We start from the raw sequence: 23,006 nt of genomic DNA, 5'->3' as shown, positions 1-23,006 counted from the left end.
CGATGACGCTTCGAGGAATCGTCTGGCTCGCGGTCCTGTTCGCGATCGCCGCTGCGCTCGCCACCGTCGGCCGTTTCGACGCGGGGCAGGTGCTGCTCGTCTATCCGCCGTACCGGATCGACGTGTCGCTGAACCTGTTCGTGATCGCCATCGTCGTGCTGTTCATCGTCGTGTATGCGCTGCTGCGCATCGTGCGCAACATCTGGCGCATGCCGCAGCGGGTCGCCGCGTATCGTGCGCGTTCGCGCAACGAGAAGGCGCAGGCATCGCTGCGCGACGCGATCGCGAACCTGTACGCGGGCCGCTTCTCGCGCGCGGAGAAGGCCGCGCGTGAAGCGCTGTCGGTCGACGCGAACCAGGGCGCGGCGAGTCTCGTCGCGGCGACTGCCGCGCACCGGATGCACGAGTACACGCGTCGCGACGACTGGCTGTCGAAGGTCGACGCACCCGAGTGGCAGGACGCACGGCTGCTCGCCGCGGCCGACATGCGCGCGGACGCGCGCGATGCCGACGGCGCGCTCGCCGCGCTGGCCGATCTGCAGGCGGGCGGCAAGCGTATCCATGCGCAGCAGGTTGCACTGCGCGCGCAGCAGCAGCTGAAGAACTGGGCCGAGGTGCTGAAGCTCGCGAAGGCGCTCGAGAAGCGCGAGGCGCTGCATCCGGCCGCGGCCGTGCGGCTGCGCCAGCAGGCTGCGGAAAACCTGCTGCGCGAACGCCGGCACGACCCGGACGCGCTGCTCGAGGTGTGGCAGTCGCTGTCGCCGGTCGAGCGCCAGTCGCCGCGTCTCGCCGATCTCGCGGCCGATCTTCTCGTTCCGCTCGAGCGCCGCAACGAAGCACGTCGCATCGTCGAGGACGCGCTTGCCCACAACTGGGATGCGCGCCTGCTGCGCCGTTACCCGGATACGGCCGGCGCCGATGCGCTGCCGCTGATCCAGAAGGCCGAAGGGTGGAAGAAGGATCACCCGGAGGATGCCGACCTGCTGTTCGCGCTCGGCCGCCTGTGCCAGCAGCAGCAGCTGTGGGGCAAGGCGCAGTCGTTCCTCGAATCGGCGCTGAAGCTCGCCGACAACGAGGCGCTGAAGGTGCGTGCGCATCGTGCGCTCGCGCGCCTGTTCGAGCATCTCGGCGAAACCGACAAGGCCGCGAAGCACTACCGCGAAAGCGCGCTCGCGATCACCGTGGTCTGACGCGGGCGGCGTGGCTGCCTGCCGCAGGCGGCGCGCGCAACCCGCGCAAGAAAGCCCCGAATGCCGGAAGGCCTTCGGGGCTTTTTTTCGTCCAGGGCGGGCCTGGACGACACGTCATGCGCCGAGCTTGCGCAGCAGGTCGTCCTCGCTGGCGACGAACCACACCGATTGCCCGCGATTCGATTCGCGCACGAGTGCGCGGAACGCTTCGCTGCGGGTGAGCCAGCGCTCGATGTCGCCGACCACGCCGAGCCTGACGCCGTAGTTGACGAGCTTCTGCAGGACGGCGCCCGCGAGGCCGCTTTCGAGCCGATAGAAGTCGTCGTGCAGCGCGTCCGCGGGCACCGCGATCCAGTCGGCTTCGTGCTCGTGCGCGAGGGCGACGAGGTCGAGCGCATCGCTTTCCCGCTGCACGGGGGCGGCGGAGGGATCACGGACCAGCACGCGGCGGCCGGCTGCCTGAACGATTCGGTGGGGCATGTCGATGGTTTCCGTCGACGCGAGAAACGCGAGTACGGTGTCGCGTTGCCCGCGGATGAAGTGGGGCTGCTCGGGAAGAAACAGGATCTGCGCGTGCGGCACGAGACGCGTCAGGCGCTCACGCGTGTCGCGCGAGTCGAGCATCACGTCGCGGCCGCCGACGATCGCCAGCGTGGGCACCGACAGCGTGCGCAGCACGTTGTCGGCGAACACCGGAATCGGTTCGATGCGCGGGCGAAACCCGCGGTCGACGGCGTGCATCAGCGCGAGCGTGTCACGCTCGGCCGCCGTCGACGCGGGCGGCAGGCGGCCGAGCACGCGCCGTCGCACGCATGCGCGCCCGGCATCGCCGAGCAGCAACAGCGGCAGCGCCCACCATAGAAACCGCTTCTGCCGGCCGATGCCGGACGGGCAGAGCAGCGCGAGCCGCGTCACGCGTGCCGGCCGCCGCAACGTGAAGTCGAGCGCCGTTCGCGCCCCGAGCGAGATGCCGACGAACGCGGCACGTGACACCTGCAGGCCGTCCAGCACGTCGTCGAGCCACTGCGCATGCGCGTCGCCCGCAAGCGGCAGTCGCGACGGCGCGCTCGGTCCTGCTTCGCCGATCACGTCGATCGCATGGAGCCGGAAGTGTGTCGACCATTGCGCCGCGTAATGCTGCCAGCTCGCCGCCGTCGTCTGCGCGCCGTGGATCAGCACGACCGGCGGCGCGTGCTCGGGGCCGCAGGCGATCACGTGCGTCGCGCCATGGCGCGTCTGCACGGTGACGCGCCGATGCCCGGCCGGCCAGTGCGACAGCGCGGCGTCGTAAGCCGCGCGAATGGCGCGTGCATGGCGTGGCGACCTGAAGATCGCGCTCATGTCCCGCTTTGCTGCAGCAGCGCCTCGAGCGACGACATCAGCACGGCCGTGTCGGCCGGCGTCGCGGCGACGATGATCTTGACCTGGCTCGCGGCGGGATCGAACGTGACGTCGATCCGCACGGGGTCGACGTACGACGTGCGGCCGGACGCCATCGCATGCAGCGATCGCGACAGGTACTGGTGCAGCGACTGCGACGCGTCCGGAATGTCGACGATGCTGGTGACGCGCACCGCACGCGGCACGGGCGCGGGCGGCTCGGTTTGCGCGAACGCGGCGAGGTCGGTGTCGAGGATGCGGTAGGCGCGGCCGACCCGCGTCGCACGCAGCTTGCCCTCGCGGATGAAGCGCAGGACGGTCTTCGGGTGGAGGCGCAGGCGGGCGGCGGACTCGTCGACGGTATGGAACATGATCGGCTCGTGATGCTCAATATACTCCCTATTGTTCCATGAAATTAGGATCGTTAGGGAGTATTGTGGAGATTATGGCATCAGCCCTGGCGGGATGCCGAGCCGGCATCGTCCGGTCGGCACGCATGTGGAAGCAGAAACGCCCCGCTGGCCGGAGCGGTTCCGGCCAGCGGGGCGTTTCCGGGGCGGATCGTCCGCCGGCAGGGGGGCGCCGATGCGCCCCGCGTCATTTGTCGACCAGCCGCTTCGGCACCGACAGCGCGAGCAGCCCGCCGAGCACGAGGAACCCGGCGAGCATGTACATGCCCGAATCGTTGGCGCCCGTCGCCTGCTTGAGCCAGCCCATCAGGTACGGGCTCAGGAAGCCGGCGAGGTTGCCGATCGAGTTGATCATCGCGATGCCGGCAGCGGCCGCCGTGCCGCCGAGGAACGCGGTCGGCAGGCTCCAGAACAGCGGCAGAGTGGTCAGGATGCCGATCGTCGCGAGCGTGAGGCCGAGCATCGCGAGCGCGGTCTGGTGCGCCCAGACCACCGACAGCACGAGCCCGAGCGCGCCGATCGCGGCCGGAATCGCGACGTGCCAGCGGCGTTCGCGGTGCCGGTCCGCGCTGCGCGCGATCAGGATCATCGCGACCACCGCGGCCGCATACGGAATCGCCGACAGCAGGCCGATCATGAACGTGTCGGTCACGCCGGTGGCCTTGATGATCGTCGGCAGCCAGAAGCCGACGCCGTAGAGCCCCATCACGAACGAGAAATAGATCAGCGCCATCAGCCACACGCGCGGGCTCGACATCACGGTGCCGAGCGGCAGGTCTTCCTTGGTCGCTTCCTCCGCGTCGACGTTGCGGGTGAGCAGCGCCTTTTCCTCGTCGGTCAGCCACTTCGCCTTCGAGATCCGCTCGTCGAGCGAGAAGAACACGAGCACGCCGGCGAGCACCGACGGGATGCCTTCGAGCAGGAACAGCCATTGCCAGCCGTGCCAGCCGCTCACGCCGTCGAATGCCTTCAGGATGAAGCCGGAGATCGGTCCGCCGATCACGCCGGACAACGCGACCGCCGTCATGAAGAACGTCGTCATCCGGCCGCGCCGGTGCGCGGGATACCAGTAGGTGAGGTAGAGGATCACGCCGGGGAAGAAGCCTGCCTCGGCGACGCCGAGCAGGAAGCGCATCACGTAGAACATCGCGGGCGTCGTGACGAACATCGTCAGGATCGAGATCACGCCCCACGTCGCCATGATGCGGGCGATCCACACGCGCGCGCCGACCTTGTGCAGGATGATGTTGCTCGGCACTTCGAAGAGGAAATAGCCGAAGAAGAAGATCCCGGCGCCGAGCCCGTAGACGGTGTCGCTGAGATTCAGGTCGCTCGCCATCTGCAGCTTCGCGAAGCCGACGTTCACGCGGTCGAGATACGCGACCACGTAGCACAGCAGCAGGAGCGGCACGAGCCGCCACGACACCTTGCGATAGGTTGCTTCCTCGAATGCGCCGGACGAGCCCGGCAGCGATTGCGTCGATGTTGCCATGTTGTCTCCTGTCCTTGTAATTGGCCGGAGAAGGCGTAGCGGTGCCTGGTCCGGAGTCGTGCGAAGCCATGCGCGTGTGCCGCGGCGGTTGCCGGCCGCGGCACGCTGCGGCAAGGGGGATACGGCTAGATGCAGCGCCCGCCGTCGACTTCGAGACAGACGCCCGTGATGAACTCGGCCTCGTCGGATGCCAGGTACAGCGCCGCGTTCGCGATGTCCTGCGGCGTCGAGAAGCGGCCGAGCGGGATCGTCGCGAGGAAGCGGCTGCGGTTCTCGGGGGTATCCTCGCAGCCCATGAATTCCGTCATCAACGCGGTTTCGCCGAGCACGGGGTTGATGCAGTTCACGCGGATGCGGTCGGCGCCGAGTTCGGCCGCGAGCGACTTGCTCGCGGTGATCATCGCGCCCTTCGTGCTGTTGTACCAGACGAGGCCCGGCCGCGGCCGCACGCCGGCCGTCGACGCGACGTTCACGAACACGCCGCCGCCCCGCTCGCGGAAGTACGGAACGAAGGTCTGCACGCACCAGAACAGGCTTTTCATGTTGACCGCGTACACGCGGTCGAATTCGGCTTCCGTCACGTCGAGCACCGGCTTGTTGCGGTGCGTGGTGCCCGCGTTGTTCACGACGATCTGCACCGCGTGGAAATCGTCGAGCGTCGCCTGCAGCAGCGCGTGCCAGTCGTCCTGCCGCGACACGTCGCCGGCCACCGCGATTGCCTTGCCGCCCGCGAGCGCGATCTCGCTCGCGACACGCTCGGCCGCCGCGCCGTTCAGGTCGTTGACGACGACGTTCGCGCCTTCGCGCGCATATGTCTTCGCGATGCCTTCGCCGAACCCCGAGCCGCCGCCCGTGACGATGGCCGTCTTGCCGCTCAACCGCATGGTGTGTCTCCTGTGCTGGATTTAGTGTCGTCGTGCTTCGGCATGCGGCCGCGCGCTGCCGGCCGCATGCCGCGTGTTCAGCCGTGCCGGATCGCGATCGTTTTCAGCGCGGTGAAGCCGTACAGTGCCTCGAAGCCTTTCTCGCGGCCATGCCCCGAATGGCCGACACCGCCGAACGGCAGCTCGACGCCGCCGCCCGCGCCATAGTTGTTGATGAACACCTGGCCGGCCCGCAGGCGCCGCGCGATACGCATCTGGCGTGCGCCGTCGCGCGTCCAGATGCCCGCGACGAGGCCGTACGGCGTGCCGTTCGCCAGCGCGACGGCTTCGTCTTCGTCGACGAAACGCATCGCGGCGAGCACGGGGCCGAACACTTCCTCCTGCGCGAGCCGGTGCGACGGCGGCACGTCGCGCAACAGCGCGGGTGCCTGGTAGAAGCCGCTTTCGGGTGCCTCGGCGACGACCTGCCCATGCGCGGCCATCGGAATGCCGTCGTGCTGCGCGTCGGACAGGAAATCCCACACGCGCTGCTGCTGCTTCGCGTTGATCAGCGGGCCGCAGTCGAGGTCGGCGCGGCTCGGGCCGACGCGCAGCCCGTTGAACGCGGTGGCGAGCCGCTCGACGAGCGGCTCGTACACCGCGCGCTCGATCAGCACGCGGCTGCCGGCCGAGCAGGTCTGCCCGCCGTTCTGCACGATCGCCGACACGAGCACGGGCAGCGCCGCCTCGAGGTCGGCATCGGCGAACACGATCTGCGGCGACTTGCCGCCGAGTTCGAGCGTGACGGGTACGTGGTTCTCGGCCGCCATCTGCGTGACCAGCTTGCCGGTGGCCGGGGAGCCCGTGAACGAGATGTGGTCGATGCCGGGATGGCGCGCGAGCGCGGCGCCGGCCTCATGACCGTAGCCGGTGACGATGTTCAGCGCGCCGGCCGGCAGCCCGGCCTCGGCGGCCAGCTCGGCAACGCGCAGCAACGACAGGCATGCGTCCTCGGCCGGCTTGACGACGCATGCGTTGCCGGCCGCGAGCGCGGCGCCGACGCTGCGCCCGAAAATCTGCATCGGGTAGTTCCACGGCACGATGTGGCCCGTGACGCCGTGCGGCTCGCGCACCGTCAGCACGGTGTAGCCGGCTTGGTAGGGAAGGGTTTCGCCGTGCAGCTTGTCGGCCGCGCCTGCGTAGAACTCGAAGTAGCGCGCGAGCGCGGCGGCATCCGCGCGTGCCTGCTTGAGCGGCTTGCCGGTGTCGCGTGCCTCGATCGTGGCGAGTTCCTCGAGGGAATCGGCCACGCGCGCCGACAGCCGCATCAGCACGCGGCCGCGCTCGGCGGCGCTTTTGGCGCCCCATGGGCCGGCGAAAGCGTCGCGGGCCGCGGCGACCGCGCGCTCGATGTCGGGCGCCGTGCCGCGGGCAATGGCTGCGAACGGCTGGCCGTCGGACGGATCGACGACCGCGATGGTTTCCAGTTGCGCAGGCAACGTCCATTCGCCTGCGATGAAGTGCTTCGCCTCTTCCATGCGTGCTCCTGTCTTCGCGTCGACCGCCGACGGTGCTCCGGCGCCGACGCCGATTCCATGCAACGCGGCCGGTGGTTCGACGGCCGGACATCGGGAACGATTATCGCGCCGATCGTCATCCGGACGCCACCGGTCGATTGGCTATAATGGCGCATTCCGTTGGGGGACGCCTGCGGCGATGCATCGGCCGCGGCGCCCTGTCCCGAATTCCCATCGACCTACAGAGAGTGCTCATGAGCTTCAACCATGTTCCGGCCGGCAAGGACCTGCCGCAAGATTTCAACGTGATCATCGAGATTCCCGCGCAAAGCGACCCGGTGAAGTACGAGGCGGACAAGGAACTGGGCCTCCTCGTCGTCGACCGTTTCATCGGCACGGGCATGCGCTATCCGGTGAACTACGGCTACATCCCGCAGACGCTGTCGGGCGACGGCGATCCGGTCGACGTGCTGGTGATCACGCCGTTCCCGCTGCTGGCCGGCTCGATCGTGCGTTCGCGCGTGCTCGGCATGCTGCAGATGACCGACGAGTCGGGCGTCGACGCGAAGCTGGTCGCGGTGCCGCACGACAAGGTCTGCCCGATGACGGCCAACCTGAAGTCGATCGACGACGTGCCCGAGTACCTGAAGGACCAGATCAAGCACTTCTTCGAGCAATACAAGGCGCTCGAGAAGGGCAAGTGGGTGAAGGTCGAAGGCTGGGCCGGCATCGAAGCCGCGCACAAGGAAATCGCCGACGGCGCAGCGAACTACAAGAAGTAAGCCGGCTGGCCGGCCTCGCGGCCGGTTCGTTCGGAACGCAAACCGCGCGTGTCTCGTCAGGAGGCCGCGCGGTTTTGTTTTGTGCGCGGGCCGGCGCCCGGGGTGGCCTTCTTTCGGGGGCGCGCGGGGGCCGGCGCAGGCAGGGCGTTTGCGTTCGATGCGCTTCTCGCACGATTCGCGCGCGTGGCGCGGCCGGTGGCGGTGACCGGATTCGCCGGGGTTTCGACCGTGTCGGTGGTGGTCTTTGTTGCCGATGCACGGCTGCGCGCCGGCGCGGCAGCAACGTCGGTGCGTGGTTTGGCGACGGACTTGCCGCCGGCTGCCGGCGCTTTCTGCTTCGGTGCGGCCTTCGTGGCCTTCGTGGCCGATTTGCCGCGAGACGGGCCCTTTTTCACTTCGGCCGCGTCGTCGGTCTTCACACGCTTCGTGGCAGGCGTGGCCTTGGTCTTCTTGGGCGCCTGCGCGGCCTGTCCGCGCTTCACGGTTTTTGCGGGCGTGGACGCGTTCCCGTCATTCGCGGCCTTCGCGGTTTTCTTGACGGGCTTGTCCGTTTCAGCGGCCTGCGTCGCGATGTCGACAGACTGCGCCTTCGCCTTCTTCTGCCCGCGCTTACCGGCCTTCAACCCGGCCTTCAACCCGGCCGCATCGACGTTCCCGTCGATCGACATCCCGGCCGGCAATACCGACTCGAGCGTCCGGATCCCGGCCGCCAGTTCGCGTTTCTGCGCGGCCGTGAGCCGCTTCACCCAGTACTCGGCACGCGATGCGATCGACCGGTCGGGCAGCGGGAACGACGCGAGCACCGCGCGCGGCTTGCGCGAGCGCGTGTAGCGCGCGCCCTTGCCGGACGCGTGCTCGTCGAAGCGCGCGGCGACATCGGTCGTGATGCCCGTGTAGACGCTGTCGTCGGCGCATTCGATCAGGTACAGAAACCAGGACATGGCAGGGCGGCGGGATGCGAAGCCGCCAGTGTCTCAGAAAAGGCGCGCGTCAACGCCATCGATCGCCGTGCCCGTCGCGAAAACGGCTCGGCGCCGCGCCGAGTTCGCGCGTGAAGAAGCGCGTGAACGCGCTCGTCGAACGGAAGCCGACGCGCACGCCGATCTCGCCGATCGGCAGTTGCGTATTCAGCAGCAGGTCGCGCGCCTCGCCGAGCCGCGCCTGCGCGACGAGCGCATGAAAGCCGACCGCCTCGCGATGCAGCCGCCGGCGCAGCGTCCAGCGCGACATCGCGAAGCGCGTGCACACGTGCTGCATCAGCGTGTCGGTCGGTACATCGGCTTCGTCGGCGGTACGCAGCCAGTCGCGCACGCATTGCTCGACCGACGAGCCGAACGTCGAGCGCACGCGTACACGCTCGCGCGCGGCGTCGGCCGCGTGACGCTGAATGCCGGCGAGCGGCGCGTTGTAGCGTTCGAACGGCGTGTCGAAGTGCGCGGAGCGCAGCACGATGCGGTTGTGCGCGGCATCGAACGACATCGGTGCGCCGAGCATGTCGCGCAGCGCGGCGGCGGGTGCGAACGGGCGGCCGGCGAAGGCGGCGTCGTCGACGCACACGTGCGGATCGTACAGGCGGGCGAGCGCGGCGAGGATCGCGAGGTTCGCGAACGCGCTGCCCGCGTGCCGGCCGTCGCCTTCGTTCACGTATTCGAGCGCGATCGCGTCGCCGTTCTCGTGCGCGAAGACCCAGTCGACGTTGCCGATCAGCTCGCGATAGTGCAGGTAGCCGTGCAGCGCGTCGCGCAGTGTCGCCGCGTTGCACGTGACGCCCGCGAGTTCCGGGAACGGCGCGAGCCACGGCACGACCTGCGGCGGCGGGCGATGCCACGACAGCGGCCATGCGCTCGTGAGCCGCATCGCGGCGACGTGCCGGTCGCCCGCGATGCGGCGCGTGTCGTCGGCAAGCTCGGCCGGACCGATGCCGAGCGTGTCGTAAAGCGGTGCGAGATCGATGCCGTTCGCGCGCGCGTCTTCGCACAGCCAGCGGTAGATCCGCACGGATACCGATTTCTGTTGCAACTCCATGTCTGTCCCCCTTCGTCATGCCGTTCGGGTTTGTCCCCGCTGCGAGAGGTCAACGCATGCTCCTGCCGGTCAAGCGTGGTGACCGGTCAATTTTTAGACTCGGACGCTGGAGTGTGGCGACAAGTACAACAGAACGATTCAGGAGGATCAATGAAAACTTCGCTGTTCCGGTGTTCGACGATTGCGTCCGCGTGCGCGCTCACGGTGCTGCTCGCGTCGTGCGGCGGCGACGACATCCACGCGGGTCCGGCCGCGCCGGCCGACCCCGATGCCGCGGCCGACCAGCGCGCGGCCGCGCTCGTCGCGCAACTGACGACCGACGAGAAACTGCAGCTCGTGCACGGCACGGGCCTGCCGGCGCTCGACCTGGGCGGCCCGTTCCCGGCCGATGCACTCAATGGCGCGAGCTACATCCCGGGCGTGCCGCGGCTCGGCATTCCGGCCGTCAGCAGCGCCGATTCGGCTGGCGGCGTGAACGTGAAGAACGCGCGCGTGACCGCGCTGCCCGCACCGGTCGCGCTCGCGGCGACGTGGGACCCGGCGCTCGCCGGCACCTACGGCACGCGTATCGCGCTCGAACTGCGTGCGCTCGGGTTCGCGGAAGGGCTCGGCGGCGGCGTGAACCTCGCACGCGAGCCGCGCAACGGCCGCACGTTCGAATACATGGGCGAGGATCCGGTGCTCGCGGGTACGCTGAGTGCCGCGCGCACGCAAGCGACGCAGGCGCAGAAGGTGATCGCGACGATCAAGCATTTCGCGTTCAACGACCAGGAAACCAACCGGATGACGATCGATTCGGTCGTCGACGAGCGGACCATGCGCGAGGCCGAACTGCTCGCGTTCGAGATCGGCGTGAAGGACGGCCAGCCGGGCAACGTGATGTGCTCGTACAACAAGCTGAACGGCGTGTACGCGTGCGAGAACCCGTATCTGCTGACCACGGTGCTGAAGAACGAATGGGGCTTCAAGGGCGTCGTGCAGTCCGACTGGGGCGCGACGCATTCGACGGTCGCGGCCGTGCAGGCGGGGCTCGACGAGGAGGAGCCGGGCGCGGCGGACGACAACAACGCACCGCTCGGCTCGTTCTTCAACACGAAGCTGCGTGCGGCGCTGCAGGCCGGCAGCGTGTCGGCCGCGCGGCTGAACGACATGGTGCAGCGCAAGCTGCGCACGCTGATCCGCATCGGCGTGATGGACGCACCGCCGAAGCCGGGCGGCGCGATCGACGAAGCGGCCGGCAACGCCGATGCGCTCGCGATCGCGCGGCAATCCGCGGTGCTGCTGAAGAACGCGGCCGCGCCCGGCGATGCGCAGCCCGTGCTGCCGCTGGCGGCCGGCGCGCTGAAGTCGGTCGTCGTGATCGGCGGGCATGCGGACGCGGGCGTGCTGTCGGGCGGCGGCTCGGGCGCGGTGCCGGCGATCGACGGCAATGCGGTGACGACCTGCCAGCAACCCGCCGACACGCTGTTCGGCGGCTGTGCGACGTGGTACAAGTCCGCGCCGCTCGCGGCGATCCGCGCGAAGGCGCCGAACGCGGCGGTCAGCTACCTCGACGGAACCGACGCGAATGCCGCGGCGAGCGCGGCCGCGCAGGCCGATGTCGCGATCGTGTTCGCGACGCAGTGGCAGACGGAAGGGCTCGACCTCGCGAGCCTGTCGCTGCCCGATGCGAAGGCCGATCCGTACAACCAGCAATACGACCAGAACGCGCTGATCGCGGCGGTCGCGGCGAAGGCGAAGCGCGTGATCGTCGTGCTCGAGAACGGCAGCCCCGTGCTGATGCCGTGGCTCGCGAACGTGCATGGCGTGCTCGAAGCGTGGTATCCCGGCGCGCAGGGCGGCCAGGCGATCGCCGACCTGCTGTTCGGCGATGCGAACCCGTCGGGCCGGCTGCCGCTGACGTTCCCGAAGCAGGAGGCCGACCTGCCGCAGCCGGCGATCGATCCGTCGCGCACGCAGACCGTCTACGCGGAAGGGCTCGCGTACGGCTATCGCTGGTTCGACGCGAAGGCGATCGAGCCGCTGTTCCCGTTCGGCTACGGGCTGTCGTACACGACGTATGCGTTGTCGGCGATGTCCGCGCGGGCCGATGCGGCAGGCAACGTGACGGTCGGCGTGACGGTGACGAACACCGGCGCGCGGGCCGGCGCGCAGACGGTGCAGATCTACGCGGCACTGCCCGCGTCGCTCGGCGAACCGCCGAAGCGCCTCGTCGGCTGGACCAAGGTCGCGCTGCAGCCGGGCGAGGCGCGTACCGTCAGCGTTGCGGTGCCGGCGCGGCGCTTCGCGGTGTGGGATGCGAACGCGCATGCGTGGCGGATCGCCGCGGGCAGCTACGGGCTGTCGGCGGCGGCTTCGTCGCGTGACCCGCAGGCGCAGTCGACGACGGAGACGCTCGCCGCGCACTGAGCCGGGCGGCCGCGCGGCACGCGGCGAGGCCGGTCGTGGTCTCGCCGCATGCCGGCACGTTCCGGCGCGCAGTCGTTACCCGGCGCCGCGCCGGAACGGATTGTGTTCGCGCAATTCGTCGACGTACGCGTGGATATGCTCGGTCTCGCGTTCGAGAAAGCGCGCGACGGCGTCCGAGAATGCCGGGTGCGCGAGCCAGTGCGCGGAGTGCGTGACGGTCGGCAGGAAGCCGCGGGCGAGCTTGTGTTCGCCCTGCGCGCCGCCTTCGAACGTGTCGAGCCCGGCCTCGATGCAGAATTCGAGCAGCTGGTAGTAGGCCGTCTCGAAATGCAGGCACGGCACGTGCTCGACCGCTCCCCAGTAGCGGCCGTACAGCGTGCCGCCGCCATTCTCGCCGCGCCGGTAGACGGCGAGTGCGCTCGCGATCGGCTGGCCGCCGGCTTCCGCGATCACGAGCAGCAGGTTCTCGGGCATCGTCGCACCGATCGTGCGGAAGAAGTCGAGGTTCAGGTACGGGCTCGAATAGTGTTCGCGATAGGTCTGCCGGTAGCAGCGCGAGAAGAAGCGCCAGTCGGCGTCGGTGATCCGGTCGCCGGTCAGCCGCCGGAACGTCACGCCCGCCTCGTGCACCTTGCGCCGCTCCGCGCGGATGTTCTTGCGCTTCTTCTGCTCGAGCGTGCCGAGGAAATCGTCGAAGTGGCGGTAGCCGTCGTTGATCCAGTGGAACTGCACGCCTTCGCGCAGCATCATGCCCATCGATTCGAGGAGCGCCGCTTCGTCGCCGGTCGGGAACAGCACGTGCAGCGACGACACGTCGCTCTGCTCGGCGAATGCGAGCAGCGTGGCCGCGAGACGGCGGCGCGCATCGTCGTCGGCCGCAAGCAGGCGCGTGCCCTGCACGGGCGTGAACGGCACCGCGCACAGCAGCTTCGGGTAGTAGGGCAGGTCGTTGCGCTGGTACGCGTCGGCCCAGGCCCAGTCGAACACGTATTCGCCGTACGAATGCTGCTTCGCGTAGACGGGCGCGGCGGCCGCGAGGCGGCCGGTGCGCTCGTCGGTCAGCGTGACGAAATGCGGTGACCAGCCGGTGTCGTCGACCGCGCAGCGCGCGACGTGCAGCGCGTCGAGGAATTCGTGGCGCAGGAAGGGCGTCGGCTGCGCGTCGCGGGCGAGCAGCGCGTTCCATTCGTCGGCCGGCACCTCCGCGGGGGACGACAGGATGCCCGTGCGATAATCGATGCGTTCGTGTTTCAAGCGTGAATCCGTACCGTTCTGTGTCGCCGGATGCGAGGGCCTGCGCGGGCCCGCACCGGGACGATTTCGTCAGCCGTTCAGGGCGCGCCGCCGGGCTGCGCCAATCCCGCCATGAAGACCCGACTCGCTCTCGCCCAGATCAACGTCACCGTTGGCGATTTCGCCGGCAACGTCGCGCGGATCATCGCGGCCGCACGCGCCGCGCACAACGATGGTGCGCAGTTGATGATCGCACCCGAACTTGCGCTGTCCGGCTATCCGCCGGAAGACCTGCTGCTGCGGCCGGCGTTCTACGCGGCGGCCGCGGCCGCGCTCGACGCGCTCGCCGGCGCCTTGAAGGCGTTCGACGGGCTCGCGGTGCTGGTCGGCCATCCGTTGCGCGGCGCGCCGGGCGGCGATCCGCATGCGCCAGCCGTCGATGGTAATGCAAACCGCCCGATCGAGCGCGGCGTGCCGCCCACCGATACCTACAACGCGGTATCGCTGATCGTCGGCGGCGAGATCGTCGGCACCTACCGCAAGCAGGACCTGCCCAACACCGAGGTGTTCGACGAGAAGCGCTACTTCGCGACGGACGCCGAGCCGCTCGTGTTCGAGCTGAACGGCGTGAAGTACGGCGTGATCATCTGCGAGGATGCGTGGCATGCATCGGCCGCGCAGATCGCGAAGGCGGCCGGCGCGCAGGTGCTGCTGATCCCGAACGGCTCGCCGTACCACATGAACAAGGAAGCGGTGCGCGTCGACATCCTGCGCGCGCGGATTCGCGAAACCGGGCTGCCGATGGTGTACGTGAACCTCGTCGGTGGCCAGGACGAACTCGTATTCGACGGCGGCTCGTTCGTGCTCGACGCGCAGGGCGCGCTCGTCGCGAGGATGCCGCAGTTCGACGAAGGGCACGCGATCGTCGAATTCGACGGCGCGCGGCCGCTGCCCGGTGCGATCGCGCCCGAGCTGTCGACCGACGCGCAGGTGTACCGCGCGCTCGTGACCGGCGTGCGCGACTACATCGGCAAGAACGGCTTTCCGGGCGTGCTGATCGGGCTGTCGGGCGGTGTCGATTCGGCGCTGGTGCTCGCGGTCGCATGCGATGCGCTCGGGCCCGGGCGCGTGCGCGCGGTGATGATGCCGTCGCGCTTCACGGCCGGCATCTCGACCACCGACGCGGCGGACATGGCGCGGCGCGTCGGCGTGCGCTACGACGAGATCGCGATCGCGCCGATGTTCGACGCATTCCGCGCATCGCTCGCGGGCGAGTTCGCGGGCCGCGCGGAAGACGCGACGGAAGAGAACATCCAGGCGCGCATCCGCGGCACGCTGCTGATGGCGCTGTCGAACAAGTTCGGCTCGATCGTGCTGACGACCGGCAACAAGAGCGAGATGGCGGTCGGCTACTGCACGCTGTACGGCGACATGGCCGGCGGCTTCGCGGTGATCAAGGACATCGCGAAGACGCTCGTGTACCGGCTCTGCCGCTATCGCAACGAAACGGCCGACTATGCCCTGCGCGACGTGATCCCCGAGCGGATCCTCACGCGTGCGCCGTCGGCCGAGCTGCGCGAGAACCAGACCGACCAGGACAGCCTGCCGCCGTACGACGTACTCGACGCGATCATGCGGATGTACATGGAAGAGGATCGGCCGCTCGCCGAGATCGTCGCGGCCGGGTATGCGCAGGCGGACGTCGAACGCGTGACGCGGCTCATCAAGATCAACGAATACAAGCGCCGCCAGGCGCCGATCGGCATTCGCGTCACGCATCGCGCATTCGGGCGCGACTGGCGCTACCCGATCACGTCACGTTTTACCGAACGCCTCGACTGAGCCGTGCTGGGCCGCATGCGGCTCGCAGGCTTACAATCGGGGTCGCGATTTTTCATCCAAACGAGCATTGGGGGACAACCACCATGAAACGCATCACTGCCATCATCAAGCCGTTCAAGCTGGACGAAGTCCGCGAAGCGCTCGCCGAAGTGGGTCTCACGGGCCTGACCGTGACGGAAGTGAAGGGCTTCGGCCGCCAGAAGGGGCATACCGAGCTGTATCGCGGCGCGGAATACGTCGTCGACTTCCTGCCGAAGATGAAGATCGAGGTCGTCGTCGCGGAAGCGCAGGTCGACCAGGTGATCGACGCGGTGATCGGCGCGGCGCGCACCGGCAAGATCGGCGACGGCAAGATCTTCGTGTCGGATGTCGAGCGCGTGATCCGCATCCGCACCGGCGAAGAGAACGAAGCGGCCGTCTGAGCGCCGCATTCGTCAGCGGGCCGTTTCAGGCCCCGCCAATAAAAAACGGTGCGATACCCGGTTGGGTACCGCACCGATACGCGCCTCTCGCAGCAGCGTGGAAAGTGTTGCCGAATCGTTCTTTGACGGCGCCTGATCAGAACAGGTGCTGGATGCCGGCGTAGACGCCGGTCTGGCTGCCGCCCGGATTCGGGTTGCCCGTCGACACGGCCGTACCGGCGCCGTTCGCGTTCAGGCCGAAGTTGGCGTTCTTGCTGTTGCGCACCGTCGCGACCTGCAGGTCGAACAGCGTGCGCTTCGAGATGTTGTACGAGCCGCCGACGGTGTAGATGTTCGCGTTGCCGCCGCCGTGGTTCGCGTTCACGTGATACACGGCCGCGATCAGCGCCGCTGCCGGCGTTGCCTGCCACGTCACGCCGCCCCAGACCTGCTGGGTGCCCGTCACGCCGGCGTTCACTGCCGGGCCGCCGCTGCCGTCCGCGCGCGAGGCCTGGTAAGCGGCCTGAACCTTGAACTGGCCGAGGAACACGTTCACGCCCGCGAAGTATTCACGCGAGTAGTTGAACACGTCCGAGAAGCGGCCGTTGCTGTCGCGCGTTTCGTCGTAGATGCCGCGCAACTGGAACAGCGAATTCGTATAGGTGACCTGTGCGCCGGCTGCACGGCCCGGTTGGCCGGCCGTCGTGTTGCCGTTGAAGCTGGTCGAGTTGGAGAACGAGAACTGGCCGTAGAAGTCGAGGCCGTAGAACTGCGGCGACTGGTACGACACGTTGTTGCTGGTCTTGTTCCAGTTGCGGCCGCGCACCAGCGAGGCCGTCGACCAGGCCGACTGGCCGAACGGGTCGAAGTCCCACACGCCGTTGGCGATCGCGAGTTCACGACCCAGCAGCAGCGTACCGTAGCGGTCGTTCGAGATGCCGACCGTCGCATAACGATCCCAGATCGAGCCGCTGAAGCCGCCCGTCATCGTATTGAACGCACCTTCGAGGTGGAACAGGATCTTGTTGCCGCCGCCGATGTCTTCGGTGCCCTTCAAGCCCCACAGGCTGGTGCCCCAGTCGCCGCTTTCCGCGCGCACCTGGTGGCCGTTTTGCAGGCCGTTCAGGTACTCGAGGCCGGCATCCAGGCGACCATACAGCGTGACGCTGCTCTGCGCGTGCGCCGTCACCACCCCAGCAGCCATCAGCGCGGCCGCGACCAAAGCTTTCTTCATCATCTCCTCCATACCCTGTCAAAAAGTCAACCCAGACTGCACGAGATGCCCGGAGCGCGAGCGCCGGGCAAAAGCGGGATAACCAGGGAGACCTCGTGCAGGGCCGGTAAGCGCAGCACGCGGGCAAGCGGACGGAAAACCGTTGAGCGGTCCCGCGCAGCCGGGTCGGCCTGCGGGGTCTCCTTGTAGTGTCGTGAAGCTAAACTACATTTCACGAACTTCGTTTTGCTACTTTGGTTACTAATTTAGCAAAAATACAATTTTGTGGCGATGGAAATCGTTGTTTGACTAACACCTGTCGCCAAATTGCCATGCAACACGGTGGGCAACAGGTGCGCCGAGGGTTTGCAATTAACGGAAAACCCTTGTCCCACAAGGGAGACACGACTTTCGCAAACATGGATCAAGGATTGCCACTATTGACGTTGCAGGGGGCGCGGGCGTAAGCGCCATACAAGACGAATTGGTAAGTATTTCGTAATGAATGGGCGGGCACCGGACGTCGCCGGCCCGTGCCTGTCGCGCTCGCACGGCAACGCGCGACGCGGTGCGCCGGCGCGCTCCGGTCAGGCAGGCTCCGGCCTCGCTTCGAGCAACTGCGTGCGAATCCAGCGATGCGCATCGGTGCGCGCGTGCTTCGCGTGCGAGTAGACCTTCACGGTGTAGCGCGGGATCTCGAACGGCGCCGGAAAGATGCGGATCGGCGCCGCGTGCCGCAGCGCCTGCGCGGCGCGGTTCGGCACGGTCATCAGCAGCGCGGATTCCGCAATCACGAACGGCGCGGCCAGCACGGTCGGCAACTGCACGGCGACTTGCCGTGCGAGGCCGAGCCGGTCGAGCACGTGGTCGACGACGCCGCGCGACTCGTTCCACGGCGTGACGACCACGTGGCGTGCCGCCAGGTACTGGTCGAGCGTGAGCCGCCGGCGGACGTCCGGATGCGCGGCGCTCGCGATGACGACGTAGTCGTCGGAGAACCAGTCGAAGTCCTCGATGCCCGGCGCGTCGGCCGCCGATTCCTCGTGGTAGCCGAGCGCGAAATCGATGCGGCCGGCCGCGAGTTCGTCGACGGAAATCTTCCGGTCGGAATGCACGACGCGGATCCGCAACCGCGGCGCGACATGCTGGATGCGCGCGAGAAACGCCGGCAGCACGGCGAATGCCGTGTAGTCGGTCGCCGCGAACACGAACGTGCGGTCGCTTTGCGCGGGATCGAAGCGGCGCGCGCGGGCGAGCCCCTTCGACATCGCGTCGAGCGCGTCGCCGGCCCAGGTGGCGATGTCGTCGGCGCGCACGGTCGGCTGCATCTCGTTGCCGAGGCGCACGAACAGGGCATCGCCGATCGCGTCGCGCAACCGCGCGAGCGCGTGGCTCAGCGCGGACGGGCTCAATGCGAGCTCGTGCGCGGCCGCGGCGACGGAGCGGTGGCGGTACAGCGCGTCGAACACGAGCAGCAGGTTCAGGTCGAGACGGCGCAGATCGGGATGCATCATGTTCAGGTCAGGATGAAAAACCTGCACTTCCTGCAGGCGCTGCGTGAACGTAGCATGACGATCTGATTGGCGCCAGCGCGGCTGCGCGGCGCCGCTTTCCGTTTCAAGTCCGGGCCGGAGGAGGGCTCATCCCGTGCAAATCGACATTCGTTCCGCCACCGTCGCCGACGTGCCGCAGATCCTGCGTTTCATTACCGAACTGGCCGTCTACGAGAAGGCGGAGCACGAAGTGGTCGCGACGCCCGCGTCGCTCGAGCGCAGCCTGTTCGGCGACGGATCGCCGGCGCGTGCGCTGATCTGCGAGGTCGACGGCGAGCCGGCCGGCTTCGCCGTGTATTTCTTCTCGTATTCGACGTGGCTCGCCCGGCAGGGGCTGTATCTCGAGGACCTGTACGTGTCGCCGCGTTTTCGCGGCGCGGGCGCCGGGCTGCGGCTGCTGAAGGCGCTCGCGCGGATCGCGGTCGAGTCGGGCTGCGGGCGTTTCGAATGGAGCGTGCTCGACTGGAACGAGCCGGCGATCCGCTTCTACGAGAGCGTCGGCGCGGCGCCGCAGAGCGAATGGGTGCGCTACCGGCTCGCGGGCGACGAACTGCGCGCGTTCGCCGACAGCGCGCCGGTGAGCGCCGCATGAACGCCACGTAAATGCCACGTAAACGCAAAACGGGCGCCGCGAGGCGCCCGTTCGAACGTCGTGCGTTTCGTGCGCGTTACTTGAGGCTGCCGGACAGGAATCCGCGCAGGCGTTCGCTCTTCGGGTTGGCAAACACCTCGGACGGCACGCCTTCTTCCTCGACGCGGCCTTGGTGCAGGAACATCACGTGGTTCGACACGTTGCGCGCGAAGCCCATCTCGTGCGTGACGACGATCATCGTGCGGCCTTCCTCGGCGAGCTTCTGCATCACCTTCAGCACTTCACCCACCAGTTCCGGGTCGAGCGCCGACGTCGGTTCGTCGAACAGCATCACGTCCGGATGCATCGCCAGCGCGCGCGCAATCGCGACACGCTGCTGCTGGCCGCCCGACAGGTGCGACGGATACTGCTTCTCGACGCGCGGCGCGAGGCCGACTTTCTCGAGATACGCGCGCGCACGCTCCTCGGCTTCCTTCTTCGGGATGCCGAGCACGTTCACGGGCGCTTCCATCACGTTCTCGATCACGTTCATGTGCGACCAGAGATTGAAGTGCTGGAACACCATCGACAGCTTGGTGCGCACGCGCTGCAGCTGCTTCGTATCGGCCGCGCGCAGCGCGCCCGTCTTGTCGAGCGCGGTGCGCACTTCCTCGCCGTCGACGAAGATGCGGCCCGCATTCGGCTGCTCGAGGAAGTTGATGCAGCGGAGCATCGTGCTCTTGCCGGAGCCGGACGAGCCGATCACGCTGATCACGTCGCCCGAGTTCGCCTTCAGCGACACGCCCTTGAGCACCTCGTTGTCGCCGTATCGCTTGTGCAGATCGTCGACGAAAAGCTTCTGAGTCTGGGAATTCATCAATAGTCCTGCGAAAACTTACTTGCCTTGCGGGCGCAGATACGCGAGCCAGCGACGCTCGGCCTGGCGGAACAGCCACACGAGCGTGAACGAGATCACGAGGTAGAGCAGGGCGGCGATGCCGAACGCATGGAACGACATGTAGGTCGCCGAGTTCACGTCGCGGGCGATCTTCAGGATGTCCGGCACGGTCGCGGTGAAGGCGACGGTGGTCGCGTGCAGCATCAGGATCACTTCGTTGCTGTACAGCGGCAGCGCGCGGCGCAGTGCCGACGGCAGGATCACGCGGCGATACATCGTGAACGTGGACATCCCGTAGGCACGCGCGGCTTCGATCTCGCCGTACGACGTCGCCTTGATCGCGCCCGCGAAGATCTCGGTGGTGTACGCGCAGGTGTTCAGCGTGAACGCGAGCAGCGTGCAGTGCATCCCGTCGCGGAAGAACGCGTCGAGCATCGGCGTGCCGCGCACGGCCTGCAGGCTGTAGAGGCCCGTGTAGCAGAGCAGCAGCTGCACGTAGAGCGGCGTGCCGCGGAACACGTACGTGTAGAGCCATACGGCGCCCGACAGCCACTTCTTCTTCGACACGCGCGCGACGGCGAGCGGCACCGACAGGCAGAAGCCGAGGCCGATCGACACGACCAGCAGCCACAGCGTGATCGCGACGCCGGTGATGCGGTAGCCGTCGGTGTAGAGGTAGTTGCGCCAGTATTCTTGGATGAGGTCGATCATAGGTCAGCCTTGCGGACGCCGGTCGAGTAGCGCTTTTCGAGCCACATCAGCACGAAGTTCGAGATCGTCGTGATCGCGAGGTAGACGGCACCCGCGATCAGCGTGAAGAAGAAGAACCGCAGCGTGCCCTTGCCGGCGTCCTGCGACGCCTTCACGACATCGGCCAGGCCGATGATCGACACGAGCGCGGTCGACTTCACGAGCACCTGCCAGTTGTTGCCGATGCCCGGCAGCGCGAAGCGCATCATCTGCGGGAACATGATCCGCGTGAACACCTGCCAGCTGGTCATCCCGTACGCGCTGCCGGCCTCGAGCTGGCCGCGCGGCACCGACAGGAACGCACCGCGGAAGGTCTCGGTGAAGTACGCGCCGTAGATGAAGCCGAGCACGAGCACGCCGGCGAGGAACGGGTCGATGTCGATCTGGTCCCAGCCGAGCGCGTCGGTCGCCATGTTCAGCCAGATCTGCAGGCTGTAGAACAGCAGCAGCATCAGCACGAGGTCGGGCACGCCGCGGATCAGCGTGGTGTAGACGGTGCCGACGCCGTTCGTGAAGCGGTTGCGCGACAGCTTCGCGCCCGCGCCGAGCAGCCCCAGCAGGAACGACAGCGCAAGCGAAAGCACCGCCAGTTTGACGGTTTGCCAGGTGCCCGCGAGGATCAGCGGGCCGTAACCTTGTAGAAACATATGTGGTCCCTGGTGTGGTCCCTAGTGGGGTCCCGTAGGGCGCACGCGGTGCGCCGCGAAAGACGCGCCCGCCAAGCTGCGCGGAACGCCCCGTGCGTATCATGACCGTCCGCCCCGGCATCGGTGCCGGGCCAGCCCGTCGCGCGAGCGGCGGGCGAGGGGGCGGGCGGCGCGTGGTCGACTGCCTGTACTGCCCGGACACGGGGCCGCCCCCGCATCCGTTGCCTCTTCTTTTCGACGCTCAGCGGGCCGAAGCCGAATAGACGCTGAACGCGAAATACTTGTGCGACAGCCGGTCGTACGTGCCGTCCTTGTGCATGTCGGCCAGCGCCTTGTTGATCTTGAGCTTCAGGTCCGTATCTTCCTTGCGCAGGCCGATCGCGGTGCCGTCGCCGATCGTTTTCGGATCCTTCACTTCCGGCCCGGCGAACGCGAAGCCCTTGCCGCGCGGCGTGCGCAGGAAGCCGTAGTCGGCTTGCAGCTCATCCTGCAGCGTCGCGTCGAGGCGGCCCGAGCCGAGATCGGCATAGACCTGGTCCTGGTTCTGGTAAGGAATGATCGTCACGCCCTGCGGCTCCCAGTACGCCTTCGCGTAGGTTTCCTGCGTCGAGCCCTGCTCGACGCCCACGCGCTTGCCCTTCAGCGAGGCGATCGTCGGCAGCAGCGGCGAACCGGCCTTCGCGATCATCCGCGCCGGCGCGTCGTATACCTTGTCGGAGAAGTCGATCTGTTCGCGGCGCTTGTCCGTGACGGTCAGCGACGACACGATGACGTCGTACTTCTTCGCCTTCAGCGCCGGGATGATCCCGTCGAGATCCTGCGCCACCCACACGCATTTCACGTTGATCCGCTTGCAGATTTCCTTGGTGAGATCGACGTCGAACCCGACGATCTCGCCGCTCGGCGCGGTCGACTCGAACGGCGGGTAGCTGGCGTCGACGCCGATCCGCACGGTCTTCCACTCCTTCGCGAAGGCGCTGCCCGCCACGAGGGCGAGGGCGGCGCACAGGGCGGCCTTCTTCATTTCGATCCTTCTGTTGCTGACTTTCCGGGGGCGCTCGCGGCCGGTCGGACCGGGCGCCGCGGCGTATTCTAGACGGCCAAAATTCGCCGATCGGCGCTCTGGCGATGGCGGCCGCCGGAACGGCGAACGCCAAAAGGGCGGTATTTTACCCGAACGCGATACCCGGAAACCGGCAATCCGGGCCGACCGATCGATTCTTCGAGGCATTGATCCGGCTGTTGCGATAATCGCCGCATTCGCAGCGGGCATTGGGTCAATTGCATCTGCAGATGCAACGATGCAGTGCGCGAGCGGTGGATTGTGGCGCGATTGGCACACTCATACAGTGACGGCATACCAGAACAGCGCCTCTCACGGAGTGTCCGTCCCATGTTCCAGATCCGCCGCGCCGCCGATCGCGACCAGCGCAGCCATGGCTGGCACGAATTCCTTCACAGCTTTCCTTGCGCGTCCGCCCGGAGCGGGCCGCCGGTCTTCGGCGCGTTGCGCGAACTGAACGAGGAATGCATCGCGCCGACCCGCGGCTACGGGATGCGGCCTTACCGGGATGCGGAAATCGTCACCTACGTGCTCGACGGCGCGCTCGCGCACCGCGACAGCCTCGGCAACGGGGCAATCGTGCGTGCGGGCGGCGTGCAGCGCTTGAGCGCCGGCACCGGCGTCATGCTCAGCGAAGCCAACGCGTCGTGCGACCAGCCGCTGCGCCTGCTGCGGATCTGGCTCGCGCCGGCCGGGGCGGGCGGCCGGCCCGGCTACGCGCAGACGCGCTTTGCCGACGGCGAGAAGCGCGGGCGGCTGCGGCTCGT

At 67.9% G+C, this 23,006-nt stretch carries 21 protein-coding genes; 7 read left to right on the top strand and 14 right to left on the bottom strand.

Going from position 1 to position 23,006, the window contains the following annotated elements:
• Nucleotides 1-2 precede the first annotated feature (2 nt).
• Nucleotides 3-1,190 (top strand): heme biosynthesis protein HemY, encoded by a 1,188-nt coding sequence (locus DPV74_RS19305; RefSeq protein WP_011352869.1) that lies wholly within the window; start codon nt 3-5, stop codon nt 1,188-1,190.
• Nucleotides 1,191-1,304: 114 nt separating this feature from the next.
• Here the strand turns inward: DPV74_RS19305 and DPV74_RS19300 are convergent, their stop codons facing one another.
• From DPV74_RS19300 to DPV74_RS19280, 5 genes are all read right to left on the bottom strand, one after another.
• Entirely contained in the window at nt 1,305-2,531 is a 1,227-nt protein-coding gene (locus DPV74_RS19300) for an alpha/beta fold hydrolase (protein ID WP_119337786.1), read from the bottom strand.
• The gene (locus tag DPV74_RS19295) at nt 2,528-2,941 is read right to left on the bottom strand and encodes a helix-turn-helix domain-containing protein (protein WP_027786747.1); all 414 of its coding nucleotides are present in this window, start codon (nt 2,939-2,941) and stop codon (nt 2,528-2,530) included. The genes DPV74_RS19300 and DPV74_RS19295 overlap by 4 nt, the downstream gene beginning before the upstream one ends.
• Before the next feature lie 226 nt (nt 2,942-3,167).
• Nucleotides 3,168-4,472 (bottom strand): MFS transporter, encoded by a 1,305-nt coding sequence (locus DPV74_RS19290; protein WP_027786748.1) that lies wholly within the window; start codon nt 4,470-4,472, stop codon nt 3,168-3,170.
• Between the two features lie 125 nt (nt 4,473-4,597).
• Nucleotides 4,598-5,356: an SDR family oxidoreductase gene (locus DPV74_RS19285; RefSeq protein WP_048025370.1), complete on the bottom strand. Its 759-nt coding sequence runs from the start codon at nt 5,354-5,356 to the stop codon at nt 4,598-4,600.
• Nucleotides 5,357-5,433: 77 nt separating this feature from the next.
• Nucleotides 5,434-6,873 carry an aldehyde dehydrogenase family protein gene (locus tag DPV74_RS19280; RefSeq protein ID WP_027786750.1) on the bottom strand — a complete coding sequence of 480 codons (1,440 nt, stop codon included), beginning with the start codon at nt 6,871-6,873 and terminating at the stop codon, nt 5,434-5,436.
• Between the two features lie 233 nt (nt 6,874-7,106).
• Here DPV74_RS19280 and ppa point away from each other — a divergent pair, with 233 nt between their 5' ends.
• Nucleotides 7,107-7,634 (top strand): inorganic diphosphatase, encoded by a 528-nt coding sequence (gene ppa, locus DPV74_RS19275; protein WP_027786751.1) that lies wholly within the window; start codon nt 7,107-7,109, stop codon nt 7,632-7,634.
• Nucleotides 7,635-7,690: 56 nt separating this feature from the next.
• On the opposite strand, the gene DPV74_RS19270 is transcribed toward ppa, so the two are convergent.
• Both DPV74_RS19270 and DPV74_RS19265 read right to left on the bottom strand, forming a co-directional pair.
• Nucleotides 7,691-8,575, bottom strand: coding sequence for a GIY-YIG nuclease family protein (locus tag DPV74_RS19270; RefSeq protein WP_119337785.1), 885 nt, complete (start codon nt 8,573-8,575; stop codon nt 7,691-7,693).
• 49 nt (nt 8,576-8,624) lie between these two features.
• Entirely contained in the window at nt 8,625-9,659 is a 1,035-nt protein-coding gene (locus DPV74_RS19265; protein WP_119337784.1) for an AraC family transcriptional regulator, read from the bottom strand.
• Between the two features lie 150 nt (nt 9,660-9,809).
• Here DPV74_RS19265 and DPV74_RS19260 point away from each other — a divergent pair, with 150 nt between their 5' ends.
• Nucleotides 9,810-12,068, top strand: a complete 2,259-nt coding sequence (locus DPV74_RS19260; protein ID WP_119337783.1) for a glycoside hydrolase family 3 C-terminal domain-containing protein — start codon at nt 9,810-9,812, stop codon at nt 12,066-12,068.
• Between the two features lie 75 nt (nt 12,069-12,143).
• Here the strand turns inward: DPV74_RS19260 and DPV74_RS19255 are convergent, their stop codons facing one another.
• Entirely contained in the window at nt 12,144-13,322 is a 1,179-nt protein-coding gene (locus DPV74_RS19255) for a GNAT family N-acetyltransferase (protein ID WP_119337782.1), read from the bottom strand.
• 111 nt (nt 13,323-13,433) lie between these two features.
• On the opposite strand from DPV74_RS19255, the gene DPV74_RS19250 reads away from it, so the two are divergent.
• Together DPV74_RS19250 and DPV74_RS19245 are read left to right on the top strand one after the other, a co-directional pair.
• Nucleotides 13,434-15,143 (top strand): NAD+ synthase, encoded by a 1,710-nt coding sequence (locus tag DPV74_RS19250; RefSeq protein WP_119337781.1) that lies wholly within the window; start codon nt 13,434-13,436, stop codon nt 15,141-15,143.
• 83 nt (nt 15,144-15,226) lie between these two features.
• Nucleotides 15,227-15,565, top strand: a complete 339-nt coding sequence (locus DPV74_RS19245; protein WP_006398637.1) for a P-II family nitrogen regulator — start codon at nt 15,227-15,229, stop codon at nt 15,563-15,565.
• Nucleotides 15,566-15,701: 136 nt separating this feature from the next.
• Here DPV74_RS19245 and DPV74_RS19240 read toward each other — a convergent pair whose 3' ends face one another.
• On the bottom strand, nt 15,702-16,781 hold the full coding sequence (locus tag DPV74_RS19240) for a porin (RefSeq protein WP_034195856.1): 1,080 nt from the start codon (nt 16,779-16,781) through the stop codon (nt 15,702-15,704).
• Nucleotides 16,782-17,344: 563 nt separating this feature from the next.
• The gene (locus tag DPV74_RS19235) at nt 17,345-18,271 is read right to left on the bottom strand and encodes a LysR family transcriptional regulator (RefSeq protein WP_060372192.1); all 927 of its coding nucleotides are present in this window, start codon (nt 18,269-18,271) and stop codon (nt 17,345-17,347) included.
• Nucleotides 18,272-18,404: 133 nt separating this feature from the next.
• Here DPV74_RS19235 and DPV74_RS19230 point away from each other — a divergent pair, with 133 nt between their 5' ends.
• Nucleotides 18,405-18,902, top strand: a complete 498-nt coding sequence (locus DPV74_RS19230) for a GNAT family N-acetyltransferase (RefSeq protein WP_021158490.1) — start codon at nt 18,405-18,407, stop codon at nt 18,900-18,902.
• 76 nt (nt 18,903-18,978) lie between these two features.
• On the opposite strand, the gene DPV74_RS19225 is transcribed toward DPV74_RS19230, so the two are convergent.
• The 4 genes from DPV74_RS19225 to DPV74_RS19210 form a co-directional block, all read right to left on the bottom strand.
• The gene (locus tag DPV74_RS19225; protein ID WP_027786759.1) at nt 18,979-19,758 is read right to left on the bottom strand and encodes an ABC transporter ATP-binding protein; all 780 of its coding nucleotides are present in this window, start codon (nt 19,756-19,758) and stop codon (nt 18,979-18,981) included.
• A gap of 18 nt (nt 19,759-19,776) precedes the next feature.
• Nucleotides 19,777-20,490 carry an ABC transporter permease gene (locus DPV74_RS19220; protein WP_027786760.1) on the bottom strand — a complete coding sequence of 238 codons (714 nt, stop codon included), beginning with the start codon at nt 20,488-20,490 and terminating at the stop codon, nt 19,777-19,779.
• Complete coding sequence (locus DPV74_RS19215) at nt 20,487-21,176, bottom strand: ABC transporter permease (protein ID WP_027786761.1); 690 nt, start codon at nt 21,174-21,176, stop codon at nt 20,487-20,489. Before DPV74_RS19215 ends, DPV74_RS19220 begins: the two co-directional genes overlap by 4 nt.
• Nucleotides 21,177-21,417: 241 nt before the next feature.
• Nucleotides 21,418-22,200 carry an ABC transporter substrate-binding protein gene (locus tag DPV74_RS19210; RefSeq protein ID WP_021158492.1) on the bottom strand — a complete coding sequence of 261 codons (783 nt, stop codon included), beginning with the start codon at nt 22,198-22,200 and terminating at the stop codon, nt 21,418-21,420.
• Nucleotides 22,201-22,569: 369 nt separating this feature from the next.
• Between DPV74_RS19210 and DPV74_RS19205 the strand changes: the two genes are divergently transcribed.
• Nucleotides 22,570-23,006 (top strand): pirin family protein (locus tag DPV74_RS19205; protein WP_162923089.1); only part of this gene is annotated, 437 nt, incomplete at its 3' end.

Source organism: Burkholderia sp. HAN2018 (genome assembly GCF_024704855.1).
GTDB lineage: Bacteria > Pseudomonadota > Gammaproteobacteria > Burkholderiales > Burkholderiaceae > Burkholderia > Burkholderia cepacia.
This window is presented reverse-complemented; position numbering and strand designations above follow the sequence as displayed.

What these genes read in the sequence shown, in the direction of transcription:
- DPV74_RS19305 (WP_011352869.1), top strand. Translation starts at nt 3, where the DNA reads ATGACGCTTCGAGGAATCGTCTGGCTCGCGGTCCTGTTCGCGATCGCC.
- DPV74_RS19300 (WP_119337786.1), bottom strand. Translation starts at nt 2,531, where the DNA reads ATGAGCGCGATCTTCAGGTCGCCACGCCATGCACGCGCCATTCGCGCG.
- DPV74_RS19295 (WP_027786747.1), bottom strand. Translation starts at nt 2,941, where the DNA reads ATGTTCCATACCGTCGACGAGTCCGCCGCCCGCCTGCGCCTCCACCCG.
- DPV74_RS19290 (WP_027786748.1), bottom strand. Translation starts at nt 4,472, where the DNA reads ATGGCAACATCGACGCAATCGCTGCCGGGCTCGTCCGGCGCATTCGAG.
- DPV74_RS19285 (WP_048025370.1), bottom strand. Translation starts at nt 5,356, where the DNA reads ATGCGGTTGAGCGGCAAGACGGCCATCGTCACGGGCGGCGGCTCGGGG.
- DPV74_RS19280 (WP_027786750.1), bottom strand. Translation starts at nt 6,873, where the DNA reads ATGGAAGAGGCGAAGCACTTCATCGCAGGCGAATGGACGTTGCCTGCG.
- ppa (WP_027786751.1), top strand. Translation starts at nt 7,107, where the DNA reads ATGAGCTTCAACCATGTTCCGGCCGGCAAGGACCTGCCGCAAGATTTC.
- DPV74_RS19270 (WP_119337785.1), bottom strand. Translation starts at nt 8,575, where the DNA reads ATGTCCTGGTTTCTGTACCTGATCGAATGCGCCGACGACAGCGTCTAC.
- DPV74_RS19265 (WP_119337784.1), bottom strand. Translation starts at nt 9,659, where the DNA reads ATGGAGTTGCAACAGAAATCGGTATCCGTGCGGATCTACCGCTGGCTG.
- DPV74_RS19260 (WP_119337783.1), top strand. Translation starts at nt 9,810, where the DNA reads ATGAAAACTTCGCTGTTCCGGTGTTCGACGATTGCGTCCGCGTGCGCG.
- DPV74_RS19250 (WP_119337781.1), top strand. Translation starts at nt 13,434, where the DNA reads ATGAAGACCCGACTCGCTCTCGCCCAGATCAACGTCACCGTTGGCGAT.
- DPV74_RS19245 (WP_006398637.1), top strand. Translation starts at nt 15,227, where the DNA reads ATGAAACGCATCACTGCCATCATCAAGCCGTTCAAGCTGGACGAAGTC.
- DPV74_RS19240 (WP_034195856.1), bottom strand. Translation starts at nt 16,781, where the DNA reads ATGATGAAGAAAGCTTTGGTCGCGGCCGCGCTGATGGCTGCTGGGGTG.
- DPV74_RS19235 (WP_060372192.1), bottom strand. Translation starts at nt 18,271, where the DNA reads ATGATGCATCCCGATCTGCGCCGTCTCGACCTGAACCTGCTGCTCGTG.
- DPV74_RS19225 (WP_027786759.1), bottom strand. Translation starts at nt 19,758, where the DNA reads ATGAATTCCCAGACTCAGAAGCTTTTCGTCGACGATCTGCACAAGCGA.
- DPV74_RS19220 (WP_027786760.1), bottom strand. Translation starts at nt 20,490, where the DNA reads ATGATCGACCTCATCCAAGAATACTGGCGCAACTACCTCTACACCGAC.
- DPV74_RS19215 (WP_027786761.1), bottom strand. Translation starts at nt 21,176, where the DNA reads ATGTTTCTACAAGGTTACGGCCCGCTGATCCTCGCGGGCACCTGGCAA.
- DPV74_RS19210 (WP_021158492.1), bottom strand. Translation starts at nt 22,200, where the DNA reads ATGAAGAAGGCCGCCCTGTGCGCCGCCCTCGCCCTCGTGGCGGGCAGC.